A 21,377-nucleotide genomic window follows, 5' to 3' on the forward strand; every position below is an offset into this window, starting at 1 on the left:
CGCTGAGCGACGAACTCCGGCATGCCTGAACAAGACGTCCGCGCCGAACGCATCCTCTTCCTGACCGGGCATCTGGCGCTGAAGAGCCTGCAGCGCATCCTCGACGACATGCAGCCGTTGCCCTTCGAGGCGCGCGCGCTCGACGTCGGCATCAACGTCGCAGGGCTGATGACGGCCGAGCTGATCCGCCGCCGCGTGCCGGTGCCGGTCGACGCCGACCGCATCATCGTGCCCGGCCGCTGCCGCGGCGACCTCGACGCGCTGTCGCAGCACTACGGCGTGCCGGTGCAGCGCGGGCCGGACGAAGTGAAGGATCTGCCCCAGCACTTCGGCCGCAAGGCGAAGAAGCGCGAACTGACGCAGCACGACGTGCTCATCTTCGCCGAAATCGTCGATGCGCCGCGGGTCGACATCGACACCGTGCTCGCCACCGCGCGCCGCTACCGCCGCGACGGCGCCGACGTGATCGACATCGGCTGCCTGCCGGACACGCCCTTTCCGCACATGGAGGACTGCATCCGCGCCTTGAAGGCCGAGGGCTTCCAGGTGAGCATCGATTCGCTCAACACCGACGATCTGCTGCGCGGCGCCTACGCCGGTGCCGACTACCTGCTGAGCCTGAAGAAGAGCACGCTGTGGGTGGCTGACGAGGTCGATGCCATTCCGGTGCTGATACCGGATACGCCAGGTGACCTCGATTCTCTGCGCGAAGCGGTGGACATCATGACGGCGCGCGGCCTGCCCTTCTACGCCGACCCCATCGTCGAGCCCATACACTTCGGTTTCACCGCGTCCATCGTGCGCTACCACGACCTGCGGCGCAGCCATCCGGACATTCCGGTCATGATGGGCGTGGGCAACCTGACCGAACTGACCGACGCCGATACCAGCGGCATCAACGCGCTGCTGTTCGGCATCATTTCAGAGCTGCGCATCGGTGCCGTGCTGGCCACCGAAGTGAGTCCGCACGCGCGTCGTGCGGTGAAGGAAGCCGACATCGCACGGCGCGTCATGTTCGCCGCGCGCGAGGACAACGCGCTGCCGCGCGACTATTCCGACGATCTGATGACGACGCATCAGCGCCGCCCTTTTCCCGACACACCTCAGGAAATCGCCGAGATCGCCGCCACCGTGCGCGACCCGAACTTCCGCATCCAGGTGAGCGAGCAGGGCATCCACATCTACAACCGCGACGGGCTTCAGGTGCACACCGATCCGTTCGCGCTCTATCCCGGGCTCAATGTTGCGGAGGACGGCGCCCACGCCTTCTACCTCGGCGTCGAGCTGGCGCGCGCGCAGATCGCCTGGCAGCTCGGCCGCCGCTACGCGCAGGACGAAGAACTGCAGTGGGGCGCCGCGGTCGAGAAGAAGGAGCAGGATCTGATGGCGCACTGCGCGCCCGGCACCACGCTGCAGCGCAAGACCAAGCGCAAGGCGGCGGACGCGCCGCCGCCGGCCGACGACACACAGGACCAAGCATGATCTGGGAAACCATACTGACCACCGTGGACGTGCAGGGCCGCACCCACATCACGCCGCTGGGCGTGCGCGAGGAACGCGGGCTGACCGTGCTCGCGCCCTTCCGCCCTTCGGGCACGCTGGACAATGTGCTGGCCACCCGTATCGCAGTGGTGAATTTCACCGATGACGTGCGCGTGTTCGCCGGCGCGCTGACCGGTCGCCGCGACTGGCCGGTGCAGGCGGCCGAGAAGATTGGCTGCGCGCGCCTCGTGAATACGCTGGCTCACCGCGAGCTCGAACTGGTCGAGGTCGAAGAGGACGCGGTGCGGCCGCGCCTGTTCTGCCGCACCGTGCACGAAGAAAGCCACGGCGCTTTCCCCGGCTTCAACCGCGCGCGTTCCGCGGTGATCGAGGCGGCCATCCTGGTGAGCAGGCTGCACATGCTGCCGATCGACAAGATCGACGCCGAGCTGGCTTACCTGAAGATCGCCATCGACAAGACCGCCGGCCCGGCCGAGCTCGAAGCCTGGGGCTGGCTGGTCGAACGCATAGCCGCGCATCGCGCCGGAGCGCAGGCGTGATCCGCATGCTGGCCAGCGTGCGCGACCTCGACGAGGCGCGCATCGTGTTCGACGCCGGGGTCGACCTGATCGACCTCAAGCAGCCGGCCGATGGCGCGCTCGGCGCGCTGCCGCCCGCGGTGATCCGCGACGTCGTCGCCTTCGTCGCCGGACGTGTGCTCACCAGCGCGACTGCCGGCAATATCGAGCCGGATGCGCAGGCCGTTCAGGCCGCGATGGCGATCATTGCCGCGACTGGCGTCGATTACGTCAAGGCGGGCCTGTTCCCTGCGAGCTGGCAGCAAGGCGGTCGCGACTACGCGGCGGTGCATGCCTGCCTCAGCGGCCTGACGCCGCTGGCGGGAACGCGGCGCATCGCGGTCATGTTCGCCGATCTCGCACCGCCGCTGGATCTGGTCGATGCGGTGGCTGATGCCGGTTTCGACGGCGTCATGGTCGATACCGCGCTGAAGACCGGCCACAGCCTGCCGGATGTCGCCGGCAGCGACTGGCTCGCCGCCTTCGTCGAGCGCACCCGAGCGCGCGGGCTGCTGTGCGGGCTGGCGGGTTCGTTGCGGCTCTCGCACATCGACTCGTTGGTGCCGCTCGGGGCGGACTATCTCGGCTTCCGCGGTGCGCTATGCGCCGGGCAGGCACGTGCGCAGCGGCTGGAGGCCGATGCCGTCCGTCGGGTGAGCGAAGCCTTGCGTGTCGCACAGGGCGAGACCGTCTGAGGCGGGGCCGATGATTCCGCTGCAGGAACTGCTGCTGTTCATCACCGCGTCCGCGGTCCTCGCGATCGCGCCCGGACCGGACAACCTGTTCGTGCTGACGCAATCGGCCCTGCAGGGCGCGCGCGCCGGGGTGTGCGTCACCCTGGGACTGTGCACCGGGCTGCTCGTGCATATCGGTGCGGTGGTGCTGGGCGTTGCGGCCTTCGTTCAGTCCTCGGCCGCGGCGTTCACCGTGCTCAAGCTCGTGGGCGCCTTCTATCTGCTGTATCTCGCCTGGCATGCGTTCCGTGCCGGGCGCGTGCCGCTGACGGTGGCGGACCGTCCGCCCGTCTACGGCGCTCTGGCCCTGTATGTGCGTGGCGTGCTGATGAACGTGAGCAATCCGAAGGTGGCGATCTTCTTTCTTGCCTTCCTGCCTCAGTTCGCCGACCCGTCGCGCGGTGCGATGCCGGCGCAGATCGTGGTGCTCGGGGTGAGTTTCCTGTTGACCGCGCTGTGCATCTTCGCGCTCGTCGCCTGGACGGCCGGGCGCCTCGGCCGCCGCCTGCAGCGGTCGGCGGGGGCTCAGCGGTGGATGAACCGGCTGGTCGGAACGACGTTCGCGGCGTTGGCCGTCCGGCTGCTGGTCAGCCGGCCATAACCCGGGCACGGACGGTACCGCCAACCCGCGGTCGGGAGACCGGCGCCGCAGAGCGAGTTCGCCCCTATCCATGTATCGGAGGTCGGCTCTGCATGGCCGACCCGTGTCGCAGGGGCAGCGCATGCGCTGCTAAACCCCTTGTGTGGGAGGTCGGCTTTGCACAGCCGACCCGTGTCGCAGGGGCGACGCATGCGTCGCTAAACCCCTTATGTGGGAGGTCGGCCCTGCATGGCCGACCAGTGTCGCCGGAGCGACGCAGTGCGTCGCTTTTATCCGGCGACACCCCACTGCGCGCATTTGCGTTCTATGGTTTTGCGGGACACGCCGAGCTGGCGGGCGGCTTCGGATTTGTTGCCGCCGCAGGCGGCGAGTACGTCGAGGATGTGCTTGCGCTCGACATCTTCCAGCGCGGCAGCCGGCTCGGCGGAGCGCGGCGGGGTGAGGGTGCCGAAGGCGTCTGTGGGGAAGTAGCCGAGGATGAGGGCGCGTTCGACCAGGTTGCGCAGTTCGCGGATATTGCCCGGCCAGTCGTGCGTGGCCATGCGGGCGGTGGTGTCGCGGTCAAGCGGAATGGGCGCGACGCCGAGCCGTGACGACAGCTGTGCCATGAAGTGGGCGACCAGCAGCTTCACGTCCTCGCGCCGCTCGCGCAACGGCGGGATGGTGACGCGCACGACGTCGAGCCGGTAGAACAGGTCCTGACGGAAGCGGCCGGCGCGTACTTCGGTCGCGAGGTCACGGTTGGTCGCCGCGACGACGCGGATGTCCACCGGCACTTCGCGCGTGGAGCCGACCGGGCGGATCATGCGGTCTTCGAGCACGCGCAGCAGCTTGGTCTGCATCGCCGCCGGCAGTTCGGAAATCTCGTCGAGGAAAAGCGTACCGCCCTGGGCGTAGAACAGCAGGCCGGGGTTGTTGTCCTGCGCGCCGGTGAAAGCGCCTTTCACGTGGCCGAACAGTTCGGATTCGATCAGTTCGGCGCTGATGGCGCCGCAGTTGACCGGCACGAAGGGCGCAGCGGCACGCGGGCTCATCTGGTGCAGCGCGCGTGCGGCGACTTCCTTGCCGACGCCGGATTCGCCGGTCAGCAGCACGGTGCTCGGCATCGCGGCGGCGCGGCGCAGCACGCTGGCCAGTTCGCGTACCGGCTGCGATTCACCCACCATGCCCTCGACGCCCTCGGTCTGACGCGCGATCTCCCGGCGCAGCACGTAGTTCTCGCGCAGCAGGCCGGCGCGGTCGAAACAGCGGTCGACCGCATTCATCATCTGGTCGATGCGGAAAGGCTTGAGGATGAAGTCGGAAGCGCCGGCGCGCAGCGCGTTGATCGCGGTTTCGATGTCGGCGAAGGCGGTGATCAGGATGACGTCGCACTGCTGACCCTGTTCGCGCAGCTCGTTCAGCCATTCGAGACCGCTGCGGCCGGGCAGCGAAATGTCGAGGATGATGAGGTCGAAGTGCAGACGGGCGAACAGCTGCTGAGCGTGTTCGACGCTGCCCGCCGTTTCGACCAGACCGCAGCGCGAGCCCAGAGCGCGGCTGATGAAGCTGCGCATGCCTTCTTCGTCATCGACCACCAGCACCGAATACTGCTGCCAGTCGCGCTCGCCGTCGCGGGGGGCGACCGAAGGCACGCGTGCGGCGTTCATGCCGATGGCTGCACCACGATCAGGATGTTGCACGGCGCTTCCTCGACCAGCGAGGCGCCGACCGAGCCTTTCCACCAGCGCTCCAGGCGTGATGCGTGGTGGGTGTGGCCGATCACGATCAGGTCGACGTGCAGTTCGCGCGCGAGGCGGCTGATTTCACGCACGGCGTCGCCGGTGACCAGGTGTCCTTCGGCAGTGACGCCGCGCGCCTTCAGCTGGTCAAGCCCTTCCTTCAGCACCTCGGCGAAACGCTCGTTCTCTTCCTCCTGCGGCACGTCGGCGACGAAGCCTTCGGCCACGAACAGCGTCGCCGCGATCGGCGCGACGGCCAGCAGATGGATTTCGGCGTGCAGCAGGTCGTTGATGTCGGCGCATTCGAGCAGCGCGCGGCGACCCGATTCGGAACCGTCGTAGGCGAGCAATACCTTGCTGTACATGAACGTTCTCCTGCTGTGTCGAAAGTCTATGCCTACCAGAGCTTCCACCAGGGATCGTCCTCACCCGGCCGCTTGAAGCCGCGCGCGAGGAAGTCGCTCTGCGGGTAGTTCTTCATCATGACGCGCTGGGCGTCGTCGCGCAGGTCGGTCAGGCCCAGCGATTCGTAGGCGACCATCAGGATATACAGTGCCTCTTCGACCGCCGGCGACTGCTGATAGTTGCTGACCGCGAACTGCGCGCGATTGGCTGCCGCGAGGTAGGCGCCGCGCTTGATGTAGTAGCGCGCCACGTGCACTTCGTGCGCCGCCAGCGAATTGACCAGGTAGTTCATGCGTATGGTCGCGTCCGGCGTGTACTTGCTTTCCGGATAACGCGTCACCAGTTCCTTCAACGCATCGAAGGAATCACGCAGACCCTTGGGATCGCGTTCCGTCATGTCCTGGCGCGACAGCACGCTCATCACGCCGAGGTCCTCGTTGAAATGGACGAGGCCACGCAGGTAGTACACGTAGTCGACGTTGGGATGATTCGGGTGAAGCCGGATGAAGCGGTCGCAGGCGGCGACGGCCTGTACGCGCTCGCCCTGGCGGTAATAGGCGTAGGCAACTTCGATCTGCGCCTGCTGCGCATAGCGGCCGTAAGGGAATTTGGCTTCCAGCTTCTCGTACAGCTTGATCGCCTGTTCGTACGAGCCTTCGCCCATCAACTCCTTCGCCTCGGTATAGAGGCGCTGGGCGGACCAGTTGGCGGTTTCGTCGATCTTATCGGGAAGGAGCCCGCACCCGGCGGCCAGAGCCACCCACAGTATCGCTACACTACGCCACATGACCGCTTTGACCCTGGAAGATACGCAAGACGACGATTATATCGCCGAGCAGCCCGCGAGCCCGACCCAAGTCCCGATATGCGCGACGGTGCCGGCTGGCGTGGTCGGCGACCGGCTGGACGCCGTGCTCGCCCGGGTCTGGCCGCAGTATTCGCGCAGCCGCCTGCAGGGCTGGTTGCGCGAGGGCAGGGTACGGGTGGACGGGAAGACCTGCGACGACGCGCGTCGACGCACCTTCACCGGCGAACGACTCGAACTGGACCCCGGCAGCCTGCCCGCCGACACCGTACATGCGCCGCAGGACATTCCGCTCGACGTGGTGTTCGAGGACGACACGCTGCTGGTGATCAACAAACCGGCCGGCATGGTGGTGCATCCGGGCAATGGCGTGCCGGACGGCACGCTGCTCAACGCGCTGCTGCACCGCGTGCCCGGACTGGCGCAGGTGCCGCGCGCCGGCATCGTGCACCGGCTGGACCGCGACACCACCGGCCTGCTGGTGGTGGCTCGCACACTTGAGGCGCAGACCGATCTGGTACGCCAGCTGCAGGCGCGCACCGTGTCGCGCCGCTATGTCGCCGTGGTGGCCGGCGACCTGAGGACGGACGGCACGGTCGATGCCGCGATCGGCCGGCATCCGGTTCAGCGCACTCGCATGGCCGTGGTGCAGGCGGGTGGCAAACCGGCGCGTACCCACTATTTCGTGCGCGAACGGCTGCAGGGCGCGACGCTGGTCGAATGCCGCCTCGAAACCGGGCGCACGCATCAGATACGTGTCCATATGGCGCACATCGGTCACTCGCTGCTCGGCGACGAGGTCTATGCGCCGCGCAATGTGGCCGAACGCTTCTCGCGCCAGGCGCTGCATGCCTGGCGGCTCGGGCTCATCCATCCGAAGAGCGGCGACGAGGTCGAGTGGGAAGTGCCGCTGCCGGCCGATATGGAGAGCCTGATCGCCGGGCTGAGGATAGCCACGTGAGCAGGTCGGCCGCGTTGCCACTGATCCTGCCCGACTGGCCGGCGCCGCCGTCGGTGCGCGCCTGTGTCACGACCAAGCTGGGCGGCGTCAGCGCGCCGCCGTTCGGACCTTTCAATCCGGCAACCCACGTCGGCGACGACCCGCAGGCGGTGGCCGACAACCGCGCGCTGCTGCGTGCGCACCTGCCGGCCGAGCCGCTGTGGCTGGACCAGGTGCACGGTGCAGATGTGCTCGATGCCGACCGTCAACGCTGCGGGACCGGTGATGCCTCGGTGGCGCACCAGCCGCACAGGGTGTGTGCGGTGATGACCGCGGATTGTCTGCCGGTGCTGTTCTGCAACCGCCAGGGCAGCGTGGTGGCGGCGGCACACGCGGGCTGGCGCGGCTTGGCTGCAGGTGTGCTGACACGAACGGTCGAGCGGATGGGCTGCGCGCCGGCCGACCTGATCGCCTGGTTGGGCCCGGCCATCGGCCCCGACGCCTTCGAGGTCGGGCCGGAGGTGCGCGCCGCATTCGTCGAACGGCTGCGCGGCGCGGCGCGCGCATTTCGCCCCGGTTCGGGCGATCGACTGTACGCCGACATCTACGCGCTGGCGCGGCTGGAGCTGGAAGAGGCGGGCGTACAGGCCGTGTACGGCGGCGGGCTGTGCACCGTGAGCCAGCGCGAACTTTTCTATTCCTACCGGCGCGACGGCCGTTGCGGACGCATGGCCAGCCTGATCTGGATCGCAGATCGTGCGACCCCGTTCGCCGCGGAACCGTCGTATCAAGGATAATAAGAGACCGTTTTCAGTTTCGAATCCCCCATGTCTGTCCTTGCCTGGATCGTGCTTGCCTCTTTCGTCGGCGGTGCGATCAGCGTCTGTGCCGCCGCGTTGTTCGGCATGGCCGTCAATCTTCAGCGCATTCCGATGCTCATCAGTTACTCGGTCGGCGCGCTGCTTGGCGCCGCCCTGCTCGGCGTGCTGCCGCAGGCGATCGAGGAAGTCGGTAGCGTAGAGCTGGCCACCAGTCTGCTTCTTGCGGGCATCCTCGGTTTCTTCCTGCTGGAGAAACTGGTGCTGTGGCGGCACTGCCACGAGGTCAGTTGCGAGGCGCACGATCCGGCGGAACTGGCGCAGCACGCAGGGTACGACCACGCTCACCACGACCACGCCGCGCTGACACACCACGATCACGGTCATGGCGGCGACGGCGCGCGCGCAGCCTCGCTCATCCTGATCGGCGACGCCTTCCATAACTTCGTCGATGGTGTGCTGATTGCCGCCGCCTTCTCGCAGAGCATTCCGCTGGGCATCGTTACCGCCACCGCCATCGTCGCGCACGAAATTCCACAGGAGGTGGGCGATTACCTGGTGCTGCTGCATTCGGGCATGAGCCGCATGCGTGCGCTGGCGTTCAACCTGCTGTCCAGCATGGCGACCCTGGTCGGCGCAGTCGGCGCCTACTTCGCGCTGTCGCTGGTCAGTGGCGCCGTGCCCTATCTTTTGTGCATTGCGGCGGCCAGCATGATCTATGTCGCGGTGGCCGATCTGATTCCCGGTCTGCACAAGCGTGCCGAGATCGGCGCCACCATCCAGCAGGTGCTACTGATTTCGCTGGGCGTCGGCAGCATCGTGCTGATCCACCACTTCGTCGACGGTTTCGCCCATCACTGATCCGTCCTCCTCCGGTTGCGGCCGCCGCGCGGCCGCGCGCCGCCTCGCCGGCGTGCCGAAAATCCACAGGAACAGCGCCAGCGGCGCGACGCCGTAAAAAAGCACGGTGAGCACGGCGGCGACGATGCTGTGCTCTGTCACGGCCATCATCAGCACCACGTAGAGCCACGCAATCGCAATGATGTACATGCGGGGAATCCTTTCCTGCAGCGCGTTTCGTTGGCCCGTGCCTGGTGCGGACGGGCGGGATTGACAGCTATTTTGTGCAATGCAACAATCCAGCCGTGTTGGCGTGTGCCGGGTGGTCGCACCCACAGCGCGCACGTCAGCCGGCATGCGCTGTTATGCTCGCCTGGCGCGATTGCGACCGGCACGATAGACGCAGATTCCCGACGACGCCATCGCGTTGCATCTGAATAAGAACGACTGGGGTTTGGTTTGATGAGCAGTGACTCGGCAGCACCCGGAAAGTCCGTCCCGCCTCGCAACGAGGCCGTGCAGCCCGACTGGACGGCCATCATGGCCGCGATGGGCAAGAACTTCAGCGAATTCATGACGCGCCAGCAGAGTACGCTGGCCGCACACACACCGCTCAACGGCAGTGCTTTCGCGGCACCCGAGGCCGCCCGTTTCTCCGAACTTCATCAGCAGTGGCTGGAAAGCCAGCACCGGCTCTGGCAGGCCTTCGCCCAGCGCAAGCCGGACGACGGACCGGCGCCGGCCGTGGTGCAGCCCGAACCCACAGACCGCCGTTTCCGCGCGCCCGAGTGGACCAAGAGCCCCTATTTCGACTATCTGCGTCAGGCCTACCTGCTGAACGCACAGTTCATGCGCGCCTGCGTCGAAGCGACGCCGGTGGCCGACGGGCGTGCGAAGGATCGCATGCGCTATCTGTCGAAACAGATGATCGAGGCGATGTCACCGGCCAATTTCGCAGCGACCAACCCGGAATTCGTCGAAACCGCGCTGCGCACCGAGGGTGAAAGCATCCGTCGCGGCCTTGAGAACCTGCTGCGCGACCTGCAGCAGGGCCACATTTCGATGTCGGCGCCCGGTGCCTTCGAAGTGGGCAGGAACCTTGCCGTGACCGAAGGTTCGGTGGTGTTCGAGAACGAACTGATACAGCTCATCCAGTACGCGCCGACGACCGACAAGGTGCACGCCAAGCCGCTGCTGATCGTGCCGCCCTGCATCAACAAGTACTACCTGATGGACCTGCAGCCGGAGAACTCGCTGGTGCGTTTCCTGGTGGAGCAGGGCATTACCGTGTTCCTCATTTCCTGGCGCAATCCTGACCAGACGCTGGCTCAGCTGACCTGGGACGACTACCTGCGCCTCGGGCCGCTGACCGCGCTCGACGTGGTGCGCGACATCAGCGGCGACGCGCAGCCGAACACCATGGGTTTCTGCGTCGGCGGCACGATACTGGCGTCGGCGCTGGCCGTCGCCTGCGGTCGTGGCGAGAAGCCGGCGGCCAGCATGACCTTGCTGACCACGCTGCTCGATTTCTCGGATGCCGGCGAGATCGGCTGCCTGGTCGACGAAGGCATGGTGGCGGCGCGCGAGCACACGATAGGCCGCGGTGGCCTGCTGCCGGGTCGCGAACTGGCGCAGACCTTCAGCAGCCTGCGTCCGAATGACCTGATCTGGAACTACGTGGTCGGCAACTACCTGAAGGGCGAAACGCCGCCGGCCTTCGACATCCTGCACTGGAACTGCGACAGCACGAACCTGCCCGGCCCCTTCCTCGCCTGGTACCTGCGCAACCTCTACCTTGAAAACAGTCTGCGCGTGCCGGGTAAACTCGAAATGCTGGGCGTCAAGGCGGATCTGGGCAAGGTGGACATGCCGGCCTACCTGCTGGCCACGTCGGAAGACCACATCGTGCCGTGGACCGGTGCCTATCTGGTGCGCAAGCTGCTCGGTGGTGACACCACCTTCGTGCTGGGCGCCAGCGGCCACGTCGCCGGCGTGATCAATCCGGCCTTGAAGGACAAGCGCTCGCACTGGGTCGGCGGCAACGAATCGACCGCCGAGGAATGGCGGGCCAATGCCGGCGAACAGCCGGGCAGCTGGTGGAAGCATTACATCAAGTGGCTGACTGCGAAGTCAGGCAAGAAGGTCGCGCCCCCGTCACGAGCGGGCAACGCGCAATACAAGGTGATCGAGCCCGCACCCGGGCGCTATGTGAAAGGCAGCGCAACGAATTGAACGCATGGCAGCCTCATGAGGGGGGCTGCGGAAGACATACCCTCGACTAATAAAAGGAGACAAGGAAATGACGCGAGTCGCACTGGTAACAGGCGGTATGGGAGGACTGGGTGAAGCGATCTGCATCAAGCTCGCGGCACTGGGTTTCCGCGTGGTGACCACACACAGTCCTGGCAATACGAAGGCAGCCGAATGGCTGCAGACCATGAACAACATGGGCTACGGCTTCAAGGCCTACCCGTGCGACGTGTCGGATTTCGACTCCTGCAAGGCGTGTGTCGAGACGGTGGCGAAGGAGGTCGGTCCTGTTGATGTGCTGGTGAATAACGCCGGCATCACCCGTGACATGACCTTCAAGAAGATGACGAAGGCGGACTGGGACGTGGTGATGAGCACCAACCTCGACTCCTGCTTCAACATGACCAAGCAGGTCATCGACGGCATGACCGAGCGCAAGTGGGGCCGCGTCATCAACGTGTCTTCGGTGAATGGCTCGAAGGGTGCGTTCGGCCAGACCAATTACTCGGCCGCCAAGGCCGGCATGCACGGCTTCACCAAGGCGCTGGCGCTGGAAGTGGCGCGCGCCGGTGTCACCGTGAACACGATTTCGCCGGGCTATATCGGTACCAAGATGGTGACCGCGATCCCGCAGGACATCCTCGACTCGAAGATCCTGCCGCAGATCCCGGTGTCGCGTCTGGGCAAGCCGGAAGAGATCGCCGGCCTGGTGGCCTATCTGGCGTCGGACGAAGCGGCTTTCGTCACCGGCGCCAACATTGCAATCAACGGCGGTCAGCACATGTCCTGACCGCCCGCGCGGAGGTCCGCGCACACCTTCCACCTCGTCCGGCGGGGGTGGAAGGTTTTTTACGCAGCTGGCTGGGAGAGAAGTCATGACGAAACGAGTTGCCCTGGTTACCGGGGGTATGGGCGGTCTGGGTACCGCAATCTGCAAGGCACTGGCCAAGGACGGCTACACCGTCGTGGCGAACTGTCTGCCCGCGTTCCCCCAAAAGGACGAATGGCTGGCCAAGATGCAGGCCGAAGGCTTTGAAATGAAAGCCGCCGAGGGCGACGTGTCCGACTACGATTCCTGCAAGTCGATGATCGACAAGGTCGAGCAGGACATCGGCCCGGTCGATGTGGTCGTGAACAACGCGGGCATCACCCGTGACAAGTTCTTCTCCAAGATGGACAAGGCCCAGTGGGATGCGGTGCTGACCACCAACCTCGACAGCCTGTTCAACGTGACGCACCACGTCGCCGGCAAGATGGCCGAACGCGGCTGGGGTCGCATCATCAACATTTCGTCGGTCAATGGCGTCAAGGGCCAGGCCGGCCAGACGAACTACTCGGCTGCCAAGGCCGGCGTGGTCGGCTTCACCAAGGCACTGGCCGCCGAAATGGCCGCCAAGGGCGTCACCGTCAATGCCATCGCTCCGGGCTATATCGGCACCGACATGGTGATGGCGATCCGCGAGGACATCCGTCAGGGCATCATTGACTCGGTGCCGATGAAGCGCCTGGGCAAGCCGGAAGAGATCGGTGCCGCTGTGTCTTACCTCGCCTCCGACATGGCGGGTTACGTGACCGGTGCAACGCTGAACATCAACGGCGGTCTGTACTACCAGTAATTGCGGTAACGCCGGGTTTGTGACGCATCGAAAGGCCTTATGCGGCACTGCCGCATAAGGCCTTTGCTTGCTGTATGATCAAAACAGAGTGGGCGGAAACACCGCCCCGGGGTAGTTCAAACGAGCGAGGACACCACACAATGAGCGCTTCCGAAAGCCGCGAGGGGACAGGTTCCACCAACAGGCTGATCAAGAAATATCCCAACCGCCGGCTTTACGACACCCGCACGAGTTCCTACATCACGCTGTCCGACGTGAAGGAACTGGTTCTCGAGAATGCCGAGTTCCAGGTTGTCGATGCAAAGACGGGCGAAGACCTCACCCGCAGCATCCTGCTGCAGATCATCATCGAAGAAGAAAGCGAAGGCGTGCCGATGTTCACGTCCGACCTGCTGTCGCAGATGATCCGCTTTTACGGCAATGCGATGCAGGGCATGATGGGCAAGTACCTTGAAGGCAACATCAAGGCCTTCACCGACGTGCAGAGCAAGCTCCAGGACCAGGCGCGCGCCATCTACGGCGACAACAACGCGATGAGCAAGGACCTGTGGGCGCAGTTCCTGAACTTCCAGGGCCCGGCCATGCAGAGCATGATGGGTGCCTATATGGAGCAGAGCAAGCGCATGTTCGTGCAGATGCAGGAGCAGATCGAGCAGCAGACCCGCTCGATGATGTCCGGTTTCAAGTTTCCCGGCTTCGGACCGGGGGGCGATAAAGGCCCGCAAAACAAGTAAACTGCCGGGTTTTGCGGCGGAGACGCGGCGTGACCCGTACTTCTGAATCTGGCAACACCACGAAGCCGACCCCCAAGGTCGGCTTCGTTTCTCTCGGCTGTCCGAAGGCGACTTCGGATTCCGAGTCCATCCTGACCCGCCTGCGCTCCGAAGGCTACGACATCGTGCCGACCTACGACGATGCCGATGTCGTGGTCGTCAACACCTGTGGCTTCATCGATGCCGCGGTCGAGGAATCGCTCGACGCGATCGGCGAGGCGCTGGCCGAGAACGGCAAGGTGATCGTGACCGGCTGTATGGGAGCGGAAGGGCCCAAGCGCCAGCAGGTGCTGTCCGCCCATCCGCAAGTGCTGGCGGTGACCGGTCCGCACGCGACCGAAGAGGTGATGGACGCGGTCCATCGCCACCTGCCCAAGCCGCATGATCCCTTCTCCGACCTGGTGCCGCCGCAGGGCATACGGCTCACACCGTCGCACTACGCCTACCTGAAGATTTCCGAAGGCTGCAATCACCGCTGCAGCTTCTGCATCATCCCGTCGATGCGTGGCGATCTGGTAAGCCGGCCGATCGGCGAGGTGATGCGTGAAGCCGAGGCGCTGCGCGACGCCGGTGTGCGCGAACTGCTCATCGTGTCGCAGGACACCAGTGCCTACGGCGTGGACGTGAAGTACCGCACCGGCTTCTGGGGCGGCAAGCCGCTGCGCACCAAGCTGTACGACCTGGCGAGCGCTTTGGGCGAGCTGGATATGTGGGTGCGCATGCATTACGTCTATCCGTATCCGCACGTCGACGACATCATCCCGCTGATGGCCGAGGGCAAGATCCTGCCCTACCTCGACGTGCCCTTCCAGCACGCCAGCCCGCGCGTGCTGAAGGCGATGAAGCGGCCGGCCAATGCCGAGAACAATCTCGAACGCATCCGCGCCTGGCGTTCGATCTGCCCGGACATCACGATACGCAGCACCTTCATCGCCGGCTTTCCGGGCGAGACCGAACAGGAGTTCGAGGAGCTGCTCGACTTCCTCGGCGAAGCCCGGCTGGACCGCGTCGGCTGTTTCGCCTATTCGCCGGTCGACGGCGCCAGCGCCAACGACCTGCCGGGCGCGCTGCCGGAAGAGGTGCGCGAGGAGCGCCGTCAGCGCCTGATGGAATTCCAGGAAGACATTTCGACCCAGCGGCTGGAAGAGAAGATCGACCGCGAAATGATCGTGCTGGTCGATGAGGTCGACGAGGACGGCGCGGTCGCCCGCTCCGAAGGCGATGCGCCCGACATCGACGGCCTGGTGCACATCCTCGACGGTCAGGACCTCGAAGTCGGCGACTTCGTGCGCGTGCGCATCACCGACTGCGACGTGCACGACCTCTACGCCGAAGTCGTCACTGAAGAGTGACGATGAGCCACCCGTGCGTCGGCGCAGCGTGAACGGGATCCGGAGCTGATATGGAGGACGGACGCATCGTGTCGGCACTGGCGCGGCTGCGGACCGTGGTCGGCGACAGCCAGCTGCTGACCGCTGCTGCTGACCTCGCGCCGTTCTGTACCGACTGGCGCGGCCGCTATCGCGGCGAAGCGCTGTGCGTCGTGCGACCGGCAACGGTCGATGAACTGATGCAGGTGGTGCACGTCTGTCACGAGGCACAACTGCCCATGGTGCCGCAGGGCGGCAATACCGGCCTGTGCGGGGGCGCCACGCCGCATGCGGGGCGCTACGAAGTGCTGGTCAGTCTGTCGCGCCTGAATCGCATCCGCGTGCTTGATCGCGACAATGCGTCGATCACCGTCGAAGCCGGCTGCACGCTGGCTGCGGTACAGGCCGCTGCGCGTGACGCCGGCCTGCTGTTCCCGCTCAGTCTGGCGTCAGAGGGCTCGTGCGAGATCGGCGGCAACCTGTCGACCAATGCCGGTGGCGTGCATGTGCTGCGCCACGGCAACGCGCGTGATCAGGTACTCGGTCTCGAAGTCGTGCTGCCCGACGGCCGGCTGTGGAACGGCCTGCGTGCGCTGCGCAAGGACAATACCGGCTACGACCTCAAGCACCTGTTCATCGGCGCCGAAGGCACGCTGGGCTTCATCACCGCAGCCGTGCTGAAGCTCGCGCCCTTGCCGGCGAACACCGCGCTCGCCTGGGTGGCACTCGACGGCCCGCAGCGCGGCATCGATCTGCTGCATGCGCTGCAGGCGCAGGCAGGCGACCTGCTGAACGCATTCGAACTGGTCGGTCGCGAGGCCCTGGGCATGGTGCTCAAGCACATTTCCGGAGCGCGTGACCCGCTTGCCGACGCCGCGCCCTGGTACGCGCTGATTGAACTCGCCGGCAACGACCCGACGCTCGAAACGAAGCTTGGCGACATGCTGGAAGCGCTGCTCGAGCGCGGCATGGTGCGCGACGCGGTGATCGCGCAGGACGGCGCACAGGCGAAGGCACTGTGGGCACTGCGCGAGAACATATCGGAGGCGCAGCGCATCGAGGGCTTCAGCGTGAAGCACGACATCAGCGTGCCGGTCGGCAGCATTCCGCATTTCATCGAGGCGGCCGGCGACAAGCTCGCCGCCGTGTTGCCGGGTGTGCGCGTGGTGGTGTTCGGCCACGCCGGCGACGGCAATCTGCACTACAACCTGTCCTTCACCGATGCCTCCGACAACGCGCGGCTGATCGCCGACGCGAAGGTGGCGAGCGAGCAGGTACATGAAACGGTGATCGCACTCGGTGGATCGATCTCGGCCGAGCACGGCATCGGCCAGCTCAAGCGCGATCTGCTCGCGACATGCAAGAGTCCGGTCGAGCTGGACATGATGAGGGCGGTGAAGCGCGCATTCGATCCGTACGGCTTGATGAATCCGGGCAAGGTGCTGCCCGACGCCGGTCAGTGAGCGAAGCTCAACGCATCTCGATGTAGCGGGCCGATGTCGATGTGATATGCGGATGTCACGAAGAAGAAATGTCGATCGATGTCCGACAAAAATAATTGCGCGAGATGCTTTACAAACCCGGAACAGTGTTTATAATGCGCTCCTCTTTCGACGGGGGTATAGCTCAGCTGGGAGAGCGCTTGCATGGCATGCAAGAGGTCAGCGGTTCGATCCCGCTTACCTCCACCAAGCGAGAGAGAAGGCAGTACAAAGCAGTAAGCAGTGAAAAAAGCAGCAAGCGGTAAAACTAGGTCCCCATCGTCTAGAGGCCTAGGACACTACCCTTTCACGGTAGGTACCGGGGTTCGAATCCCCGTGGGGACGCCAGCGTTTTTTGCTGGCAGTGCAAGTCCGGAAGAAGAAGTGCCGGCACCAACACTGGAGTGGTAGTTCAGTTGGTTAGAATACCGGCCTGTCACGCCGGGGGTCGCGGGTTCGAGTCCCGTCCACTCCGCCAACACAATGTGTCCTGCAGCTTCTGCAGGGCGCCGACGAAGAAGGCCGCGAAAGCGGCCTTTTTTGTTTTCTGCGATTCCGCAACGGGATCGCTTTGAGCCTAAACGCCTCGGTTTAGAACAGCTCGATCTCGCCGCTGTTGTTGACCTCTTCGAGAACCCCCACCTTCACCAGCGCCTCGTACGAATGCACCTGGTTACGGCCGTTGTGCTTGGCGTGATAGACCGCGCGGTCGGCGCGGTCCACCGAGCCGCTGGCGTTGTCCATCAAGCGCAGACGGGTGAAGCCGACGCTGGCGGTGACATGGCCGACCTGCGGGAAGGCGAAGGCCGACAGCTGCTGGCGGAAGAAATCGAAGGCCAGATGGGCTTCGTCGTCGTGCTCGGCACGCAGCAGCACGATGAATTCCTCGCCGCCGAAGCGGTACAGGTATTCGCTGTGGTGGAAGGCGGTGCGCAGGATGCGTGCGACCAGCAGCAGCACCTCGTCGCCGATCAGGTGACCGAAAGTGTCGTTCACCCGCTTGAAGTGATCGACGTCGATGACGCCCAGCCACCAGGTCGGTGAGCCCTCAGCGGCGTGCCCGTTGCCGGTCATCGTGTCCAGACATTTCAGGAACTGTTCGTCGAAGGTCTTGCGGTTCAGCAGGCCCGTCAGACTGTCACGTTCGCTGTAGTCGAGCAGGCTGATCTGGTTGCGATAGATCTTCAGCAGGCCCTCAACGAGGCGCAGTTGCACCGGCAACAGCGGCTGTTCGCTGATCAGTTCGATGATGCCGAAGCGCCGGGCGCCCGCCCACACCGGGAAGAGGTTGAGCCAGGGACCGTCATTGCCATTCATCGGCAGGTCGAGTAGCGGTTCGTCGCAGCCGAAGGCCTGATCGAACTGCGGACGGGCGGACAGGGCGGGCAGCGCGTCGAGCGGCGTCCAGCTCGGATCGCCTGCACGCATGCCGCTCCCTTTGATCATGCCTGCCTGCAGCAGCAGCCGCAGATGGGATACGTCGCCGACGCAGCGATACAGATTCAGTTCGATCGGGTCGAGCCAGTCGCCCAGTACCGAGACGAAGGTACTGTCGATGAGGTCGCGATCGCGGTAACCGGTCAGGTTGGCGACCGATCCTATGAGGTCAGACATGGCGGTGTGCGGACTGTTCTTTTTGCGGGGTTCGTGTGGAGTATCGGCAGCGCGACGGGGCGACTTGAGCGCTAGAATCGGCCACAAACAGCCGAGGGCGTGCGCTTGCGCATCCCCGCGGATTCACCGCCGAGCGGTAAGCACAGGGCCCGTTGATGATCGTCCTCTCCATCCGTCGCGCCGCCGCCGCACTGGCGATGCTGCTGTGTCTGTCGGGTGCGCCGGCGCTGTACGCGGCCTGCGCGCTCGACGGCGTCATCACCGTCGGTGTCGTGCCGCAGCAGGCGGCGAGCGATCTGGCGCAAGGCTGGATTCCGCTGTTGCGCGAGGTGTCGGCCGTCAGCGGCTGCGAGTTCCGTTTCGCGACGGCGCCGACCATCACCGAGTTCGAGAAGCGACTGGCCCGCGGCGAGTACGCGATTGCCTACATGAACCCCTATCACTATGTGGTGTTCCATCAGGCGGCCGGCTACCTGGCGTTTGCCCGCGAGAAGGACCGCAAGCTGCGCGGGCTGGTCGTCGTTCGCAACGACAGTGCGATCGCGTCGGTGCAGGAACTCGACGGCAAGGAGGTGGCCTTTCCGTCGCCAGCGGCCTTCGCCGCCACCGTCATTCCGCTGGCTGAACTGAAGCGCGGCGGCATTTCGGTGAAGCCGCGTTTCGTTGCCTCGCACGATTCCGTCTACCTGAATGTCGCGCGCGGACTGGTCGTCGCCGGCGGCGGCATCGAGCGCACGCTGGAGGCCATCGACGCCAGCGTGCGCGATCGCATGCGCGTCATCTGGCGTTCGGCTGAATACCCGCCGCACGCCTTCGCCCGTCTGCCGGGCGTGCCGGAGTCGATCGGCAGGGATTTCGTCGACGCGATGCAGAAGGTCGCCAGCTCGGCGCCGGGCGCTGATCTGTTGAAACAGATCGGCTTCAAAGGCGTCGTGAGCGCGCAGGACCGGGACTGGGAGCCGATACGTGCGCTCGACATCCGGGTGCTCGACGCCTTGCTGGCCGAACCGGTGCGCTGATCCCTGTTGATGAAGATGCGCGCCTTCAGCCGCATGTCCTTCCGCTGGAAGGCCATTCTTGGCATCGCCCTGATCGAGGCGCTGACGCTTTCGGTGACCATATTCGGTGCGCTGGGCCAGATGGCCAGTTCGCAGGCCGATCTGATCCAGCGCAGCGCGCAGATGGCGATGTCGCTGTTTTCGGCCGCCGTGTCCGACGCGTTGATTTCGAGCGATCTGGCCAAGATCGAGGCGGTGTCCTCGGATCTGGTGTCGCGGCGCGAGGCCGTGTTTGTTCGGGTGCTCGACCAGGACGGCCGCGAGGTGGCGGCGAAGGGCGACGCTGCGGCGCTGGCGCGGACCTTCAGCGCCGACAGCGATCCGCTGGCGGAAGGCTCCGACAGCTTTGCTGTCAGCGCCCCCATCATGGCCGGCAGCGCGCGCATCGGCGAAGTGCAGCTGGGTATCGACAACCGTCAGGCGCGCAGCGAACTGGCGCAGGCGAAGCGGCTCGCGGCCGTCGTCGCGGTCTTCGGCATGGGGCTCGCGGCGCTGTTCTCGTGGCTGCTCAGCGGCTGGCTCGCGCACGGTATCCGGCGACTGTCCGACGGCGCGCAGCGCATCGCTTCAGGCCAGCTTGACGCGCGGGTGGACGAAAGTGGCGAGCAGGAACTGCAGGTGCTCGCGCAGTCGTTCAACGGCATGGCCGTGTCGCTGCAACAGCGCGAGGATGAGCGCGAGGCGCTGCTGCAGCGCGCCGAACAGGCGGTAGCCGATGCGCGCGAAGCCAGCCGCGCCAAGAGCGCCTTCCTTGCGGCGATGAGCCACGAAATCCGCACCCCGCTGAATGGCGTGGTCGGGCTCGCGGCCATCCTGGCCGACAACGACAACCCGCAACTGGCGCGTGAGCATGGCCGGCAATTGCGCATCGCCGCCAGTCAGCTGCGCATGATCGTCAATGACATTCTCGACTTCTCCAAGATCGAGGCCGGCAAACTCGATCTGGAACACATTCCCTTCGCCATCGGCGACCTGCTGGAAACCTGCCACGCCTCGTTTGTCGCGCAGGCACAGGACAAGGCGCTCGCCCTGACATTCAAGCTGGCGCCGGAGGTGCCGCCAGCGCTGTGCGGCGATCCGACGCGGCTGGCGCAGATACTGAACAACTACGTGTCTAACGCGCTGAAGTTCACCGCCCACGGGCGCGTCGACGTCGAGGTCGCGCTGTGCGAACGCGCCGGGCCGCGGGTGCGCCTGCGCGTGACGGTGCGCGATACCGGTCGCGGTGTGTCGCCTGACGAAATCGACGCGCTGTTCGAGCCTTTCGTGCAGGCCGACGCGTCGGTCGTGCGCAGCCACGGCGGTACCGGCCTCGGCCTGACCATCTGCAAGCGGCTGGCCGAGGCGATGGGCGGCCGTGTCGGCGGCAGCGGCGTGCCGGGCGAGGGCGCCACCTTCTGGGCCGAGGTCTGGCTCGATCAGGTGGAGGACGGTGCGCTGGCGACGGCTGCCGAGCAGATGTCCGCGGTGTCGCTGGCCGATCTGCGCGTGCTCGTCGTCGATGACATCGCGGTCAACCGGACGGTGGCGGTTCATCTGGTCGAACGCGCGGGCGCGCACGCCGAACAGGCCGTCGACGGACAGCAGGCGCTGGAACGCGTCTGCGCCGGCGGCATCGACCTGGTGCTGATGGACATCCAGATGCCGGTGATGGACGGCAAGACCGCGACGCGCGAGATCGTTGCCCGCCTGGGCGCTGCCGCGCCGCCCATCGTCGGCCTGACCGCGCACGCGGTGACCGAGGAGCGCGACGAATGCCTGGCGCTGGGCATGCGTGCCTACCTGACCAAACCGGTCGACGCGCACGCCTTGCTCGGCGTACTGGCGACCACCGCCGCCGGCCGCGGCGACGTGCTGCAGACCATGACGCCGGCAACCGTCGAGCCGATCGCGGAACCGGACACCGATGGGGCGCGACCGGCGCTCGACCTCGCCGCCGTGCGCCAGCAGTTCGATGGCGATCTCGCGCTCTACGGCGAAATCCTCGCCACCACGCTGGGCGAGGTCAGGGCGCTGCGCGACGCATTGGCTGCACGCGTCGACGAACCGGGGGCCGACATCATCCGCCAGATACATGCGCTCAAGGGCGTCTGTCTGAACCTCGGTTTTGCCCGCGCCGGCGTCGAGGCGGCGCAGCTCGAACGCGCGCTGCGCGACGCCAGCCTGTCGCCGGAACAGCTGCCCGACGCGTTGCGTGCATACGTCGTCGTGCTCGACGAGGCGCTGGATGCTGCCGCACGACACCTTGCAGCCGGCGCCGCGTCATAATCGCCCCGTTCATCCGCCTGGAT

At 65.7% G+C, this 21,377-nt stretch carries 20 protein-coding genes and 3 tRNA genes; 18 read left to right on the forward strand and 5 right to left on the reverse strand.

Going from position 1 to position 21,377, the window contains the following annotated elements:
* Window positions 1-21: 21 nt before the first annotated feature.
* The 4 genes from METFAM1_RS0101205 to METFAM1_RS0101220 are packed head-to-tail and all read left to right on the forward strand — an operon-like array spanning window position 22 to window position 3,395.
* Window positions 22-1,482 carry a DUF6513 domain-containing protein gene (locus METFAM1_RS0101205; RefSeq protein ID WP_019917658.1) on the forward strand — a complete coding sequence of 487 codons (1,461 nt, stop codon included), beginning with the start codon at window positions 22-24 and terminating at the stop codon, window positions 1,480-1,482.
* Window positions 1,479-2,042 carry a DUF447 domain-containing protein gene (locus METFAM1_RS0101210; protein ID WP_019917659.1) on the forward strand — a complete coding sequence of 188 codons (564 nt, stop codon included), beginning with the start codon at window positions 1,479-1,481 and terminating at the stop codon, window positions 2,040-2,042. Before METFAM1_RS0101205 ends, METFAM1_RS0101210 begins: the two co-directional genes overlap by 4 nt.
* 5 nt (window positions 2,043-2,047) lie before the next feature.
* A complete protein-coding gene (locus tag METFAM1_RS0101215) occupies window positions 2,048-2,755 on the forward strand; it encodes a (5-formylfuran-3-yl)methyl phosphate synthase (RefSeq protein ID WP_157256719.1) in 708 nt (235 codons plus the stop codon).
* Between the two features lie 10 nt (window positions 2,756-2,765).
* Window positions 2,766-3,395, forward strand: a complete 630-nt coding sequence (locus METFAM1_RS0101220) for a LysE family translocator (protein WP_019917661.1) — start codon at window positions 2,766-2,768, stop codon at window positions 3,393-3,395.
* Window positions 3,396-3,664: 269 nt separating this feature from the next.
* Here the strand turns inward: METFAM1_RS0101220 and METFAM1_RS0101225 are convergent, their stop codons facing one another.
* The 3 genes from METFAM1_RS0101225 to METFAM1_RS0101235 are packed head-to-tail and all read right to left on the reverse strand — an operon-like array spanning window position 3,665 to window position 6,308.
* On the reverse strand, window positions 3,665-5,077 hold the full coding sequence (locus tag METFAM1_RS0101225) for a sigma-54-dependent transcriptional regulator (protein ID WP_232419616.1): 1,413 nt from the start codon (window positions 5,075-5,077) through the stop codon (window positions 3,665-3,667).
* On the reverse strand, window positions 5,041-5,481 hold the full coding sequence (locus METFAM1_RS0101230) for a universal stress protein (RefSeq protein ID WP_019917663.1): 441 nt from the start codon (window positions 5,479-5,481) through the stop codon (window positions 5,041-5,043). The genes METFAM1_RS0101225 and METFAM1_RS0101230 overlap by 37 nt, the downstream gene beginning before the upstream one ends.
* Window positions 5,482-5,513: 32 nt before the next feature.
* A complete protein-coding gene (locus METFAM1_RS0101235; RefSeq protein WP_019917664.1) occupies window positions 5,514-6,308 on the reverse strand; it encodes an outer membrane protein assembly factor BamD in 795 nt (264 codons plus the stop codon).
* Here METFAM1_RS0101235 and rluD point away from each other — a divergent pair.
* From rluD to METFAM1_RS0101250, 3 genes are read left to right on the forward strand one after another with little or no spacing between them, the layout of a single operon-like run.
* Window positions 6,307-7,287 (forward strand): 23S rRNA pseudouridine(1911/1915/1917) synthase RluD, encoded by a 981-nt coding sequence (gene rluD / locus METFAM1_RS0101240; protein WP_019917665.1) that lies wholly within the window; start codon window positions 6,307-6,309, stop codon window positions 7,285-7,287. The two genes, METFAM1_RS0101235 and rluD, sit on opposite strands and share 2 nt — an antisense overlap.
* A complete protein-coding gene (gene pgeF, locus METFAM1_RS0101245) occupies window positions 7,284-8,063 on the forward strand; it encodes a peptidoglycan editing factor PgeF (RefSeq protein WP_157256651.1) in 780 nt (259 codons plus the stop codon). Before rluD ends, pgeF begins: the two co-directional genes overlap by 4 nt.
* A 30-nt stretch (window positions 8,064-8,093) precedes the next feature.
* Window positions 8,094-8,945: a ZIP family metal transporter gene (locus tag METFAM1_RS0101250; protein ID WP_019917671.1), complete on the forward strand. Its 852-nt coding sequence runs from the start codon at window positions 8,094-8,096 to the stop codon at window positions 8,943-8,945.
* Here METFAM1_RS0101250 and METFAM1_RS0101255 read toward each other — a convergent pair.
* Entirely contained in the window at window positions 8,874-9,134 is a 261-nt protein-coding gene (locus tag METFAM1_RS0101255; protein ID WP_019917672.1) for a hypothetical protein, read from the reverse strand. The genes METFAM1_RS0101250 and METFAM1_RS0101255 overlap by 72 nt on opposite strands.
* A gap of 306 nt (window positions 9,135-9,440) precedes the next feature.
* Here METFAM1_RS0101255 and METFAM1_RS0101260 point away from each other — a divergent pair, with 306 nt between their 5' ends.
* The 9 genes from METFAM1_RS0101260 to METFAM1_RS0101300 all read left to right on the forward strand — a co-directional run bounded on the left by METFAM1_RS0101260 (window position 9,441) and on the right by METFAM1_RS0101300 (window position 16,892).
* Entirely contained in the window at window positions 9,441-11,156 is a 1,716-nt protein-coding gene (locus tag METFAM1_RS0101260) for a PHA/PHB synthase family protein (RefSeq protein WP_019917673.1), read from the forward strand.
* Between the two features lie 67 nt (window positions 11,157-11,223).
* The gene (gene phbB, locus METFAM1_RS0101265) at window positions 11,224-11,964 is read left to right on the forward strand and encodes an acetoacetyl-CoA reductase (RefSeq protein WP_024300357.1); all 741 of its coding nucleotides are present in this window, start codon (window positions 11,224-11,226) and stop codon (window positions 11,962-11,964) included.
* Between the two features lie 85 nt (window positions 11,965-12,049).
* Window positions 12,050-12,790, forward strand: coding sequence for a beta-ketoacyl-ACP reductase (phbB, locus tag METFAM1_RS0101270; RefSeq protein WP_024300358.1), 741 nt, complete (start codon window positions 12,050-12,052; stop codon window positions 12,788-12,790).
* Between the two features lie 140 nt (window positions 12,791-12,930).
* Window positions 12,931-13,524, forward strand: coding sequence for a polyhydroxyalkanoate synthesis repressor PhaR (gene phaR / locus METFAM1_RS0101275; RefSeq protein WP_019917676.1), 594 nt, complete (start codon window positions 12,931-12,933; stop codon window positions 13,522-13,524).
* Between the two features lie 29 nt (window positions 13,525-13,553).
* Window positions 13,554-14,915, forward strand: a complete 1,362-nt coding sequence (gene rimO / locus METFAM1_RS0101280; RefSeq protein WP_019917677.1) for a 30S ribosomal protein S12 methylthiotransferase RimO — start codon at window positions 13,554-13,556, stop codon at window positions 14,913-14,915.
* 50 nt (window positions 14,916-14,965) lie between these two features.
* A complete protein-coding gene (locus METFAM1_RS0101285) occupies window positions 14,966-16,396 on the forward strand; it encodes an FAD-binding oxidoreductase (RefSeq protein WP_019917678.1) in 1,431 nt (476 codons plus the stop codon).
* Window positions 16,397-16,548: 152 nt separating this feature from the next.
* Window positions 16,549-16,624 (forward strand) — tRNA-Ala (locus METFAM1_RS0101290).
* Between the two features lie 62 nt (window positions 16,625-16,686).
* Window positions 16,687-16,762: transfer RNA gene (locus METFAM1_RS0101295), tRNA-Glu, on the forward strand.
* A gap of 53 nt (window positions 16,763-16,815) precedes the next feature.
* Window positions 16,816-16,892, forward strand: a tRNA-Asp gene (locus METFAM1_RS0101300).
* Window positions 16,893-17,005: 113 nt separating this feature from the next.
* On the opposite strand, the gene METFAM1_RS0101305 is transcribed toward METFAM1_RS0101300, so the two are convergent.
* Window positions 17,006-18,028: a GGDEF domain-containing protein gene (locus tag METFAM1_RS0101305; RefSeq protein WP_019917679.1), complete on the reverse strand. Its 1,023-nt coding sequence runs from the start codon at window positions 18,026-18,028 to the stop codon at window positions 17,006-17,008.
* Window positions 18,029-18,183: 155 nt separating this feature from the next.
* Between METFAM1_RS0101305 and METFAM1_RS0101310 the strand changes: the two genes are divergently transcribed.
* Window positions 18,184-19,047: a PhnD/SsuA/transferrin family substrate-binding protein gene (locus METFAM1_RS0101310; protein ID WP_019917680.1), complete on the forward strand. Its 864-nt coding sequence runs from the start codon at window positions 18,184-18,186 to the stop codon at window positions 19,045-19,047.
* A gap of 9 nt (window positions 19,048-19,056) precedes the next feature.
* Window positions 19,057-21,354 (forward strand): ATP-binding protein, encoded by a 2,298-nt coding sequence (locus METFAM1_RS0101315; RefSeq protein ID WP_019917681.1) that lies wholly within the window; start codon window positions 19,057-19,059, stop codon window positions 21,352-21,354.
* Window positions 21,355-21,377 lie beyond the last annotated feature (23 nt).

It is taken from the genome of Methyloversatilis discipulorum, assembly GCF_000527135.1.
GTDB classification, from domain to species: Bacteria; Pseudomonadota; Gammaproteobacteria; order Burkholderiales; family Rhodocyclaceae; genus Methyloversatilis; species Methyloversatilis discipulorum.

Coding starts and splice junctions, on each gene's coding strand:
- METFAM1_RS0101220 (WP_019917661.1), top strand. CDS start 2,766: ATGATTCCGCTGCAGGAACTGCTGCTGTTCATCACCGCGTCCGCGGTC.
- rluD (WP_019917665.1), top strand. CDS start 6,307: ATGACCGCTTTGACCCTGGAAGATACGCAAGACGACGATTATATCGCC.
- METFAM1_RS0101215 (WP_157256719.1), top strand. CDS start 2,048: ATGCTGGCCAGCGTGCGCGACCTCGACGAGGCGCGCATCGTGTTCGAC.
- phaR (WP_019917676.1), top strand. CDS start 12,931: ATGAGCGCTTCCGAAAGCCGCGAGGGGACAGGTTCCACCAACAGGCTG.
- METFAM1_RS0101315 (WP_019917681.1), top strand. CDS start 19,057: ATGAAGATGCGCGCCTTCAGCCGCATGTCCTTCCGCTGGAAGGCCATT.
- METFAM1_RS0101285 (WP_019917678.1), top strand. CDS start 14,966: ATGGAGGACGGACGCATCGTGTCGGCACTGGCGCGGCTGCGGACCGTG.
- METFAM1_RS0101235 (WP_019917664.1), bottom strand. CDS start 6,308: ATGTGGCGTAGTGTAGCGATACTGTGGGTGGCTCTGGCCGCCGGGTGC.
- METFAM1_RS0101205 (WP_019917658.1), top strand. CDS start 22: ATGCCTGAACAAGACGTCCGCGCCGAACGCATCCTCTTCCTGACCGGG.
- METFAM1_RS0101230 (WP_019917663.1), bottom strand. CDS start 5,481: ATGTACAGCAAGGTATTGCTCGCCTACGACGGTTCCGAATCGGGTCGC.
- METFAM1_RS0101250 (WP_019917671.1), top strand. CDS start 8,094: ATGTCTGTCCTTGCCTGGATCGTGCTTGCCTCTTTCGTCGGCGGTGCG.
- METFAM1_RS0101310 (WP_019917680.1), top strand. CDS start 18,184: ATGATCGTCCTCTCCATCCGTCGCGCCGCCGCCGCACTGGCGATGCTG.
- METFAM1_RS0101255 (WP_019917672.1), bottom strand. CDS start 9,134: ATGTACATCATTGCGATTGCGTGGCTCTACGTGGTGCTGATGATGGCC.
- METFAM1_RS0101305 (WP_019917679.1), bottom strand. CDS start 18,028: ATGTCTGACCTCATAGGATCGGTCGCCAACCTGACCGGTTACCGCGAT.
- phbB (WP_024300357.1), top strand. CDS start 11,224: ATGACGCGAGTCGCACTGGTAACAGGCGGTATGGGAGGACTGGGTGAA.
- METFAM1_RS0101210 (WP_019917659.1), top strand. CDS start 1,479: ATGATCTGGGAAACCATACTGACCACCGTGGACGTGCAGGGCCGCACC.
- phbB (WP_024300358.1), top strand. CDS start 12,050: ATGACGAAACGAGTTGCCCTGGTTACCGGGGGTATGGGCGGTCTGGGT.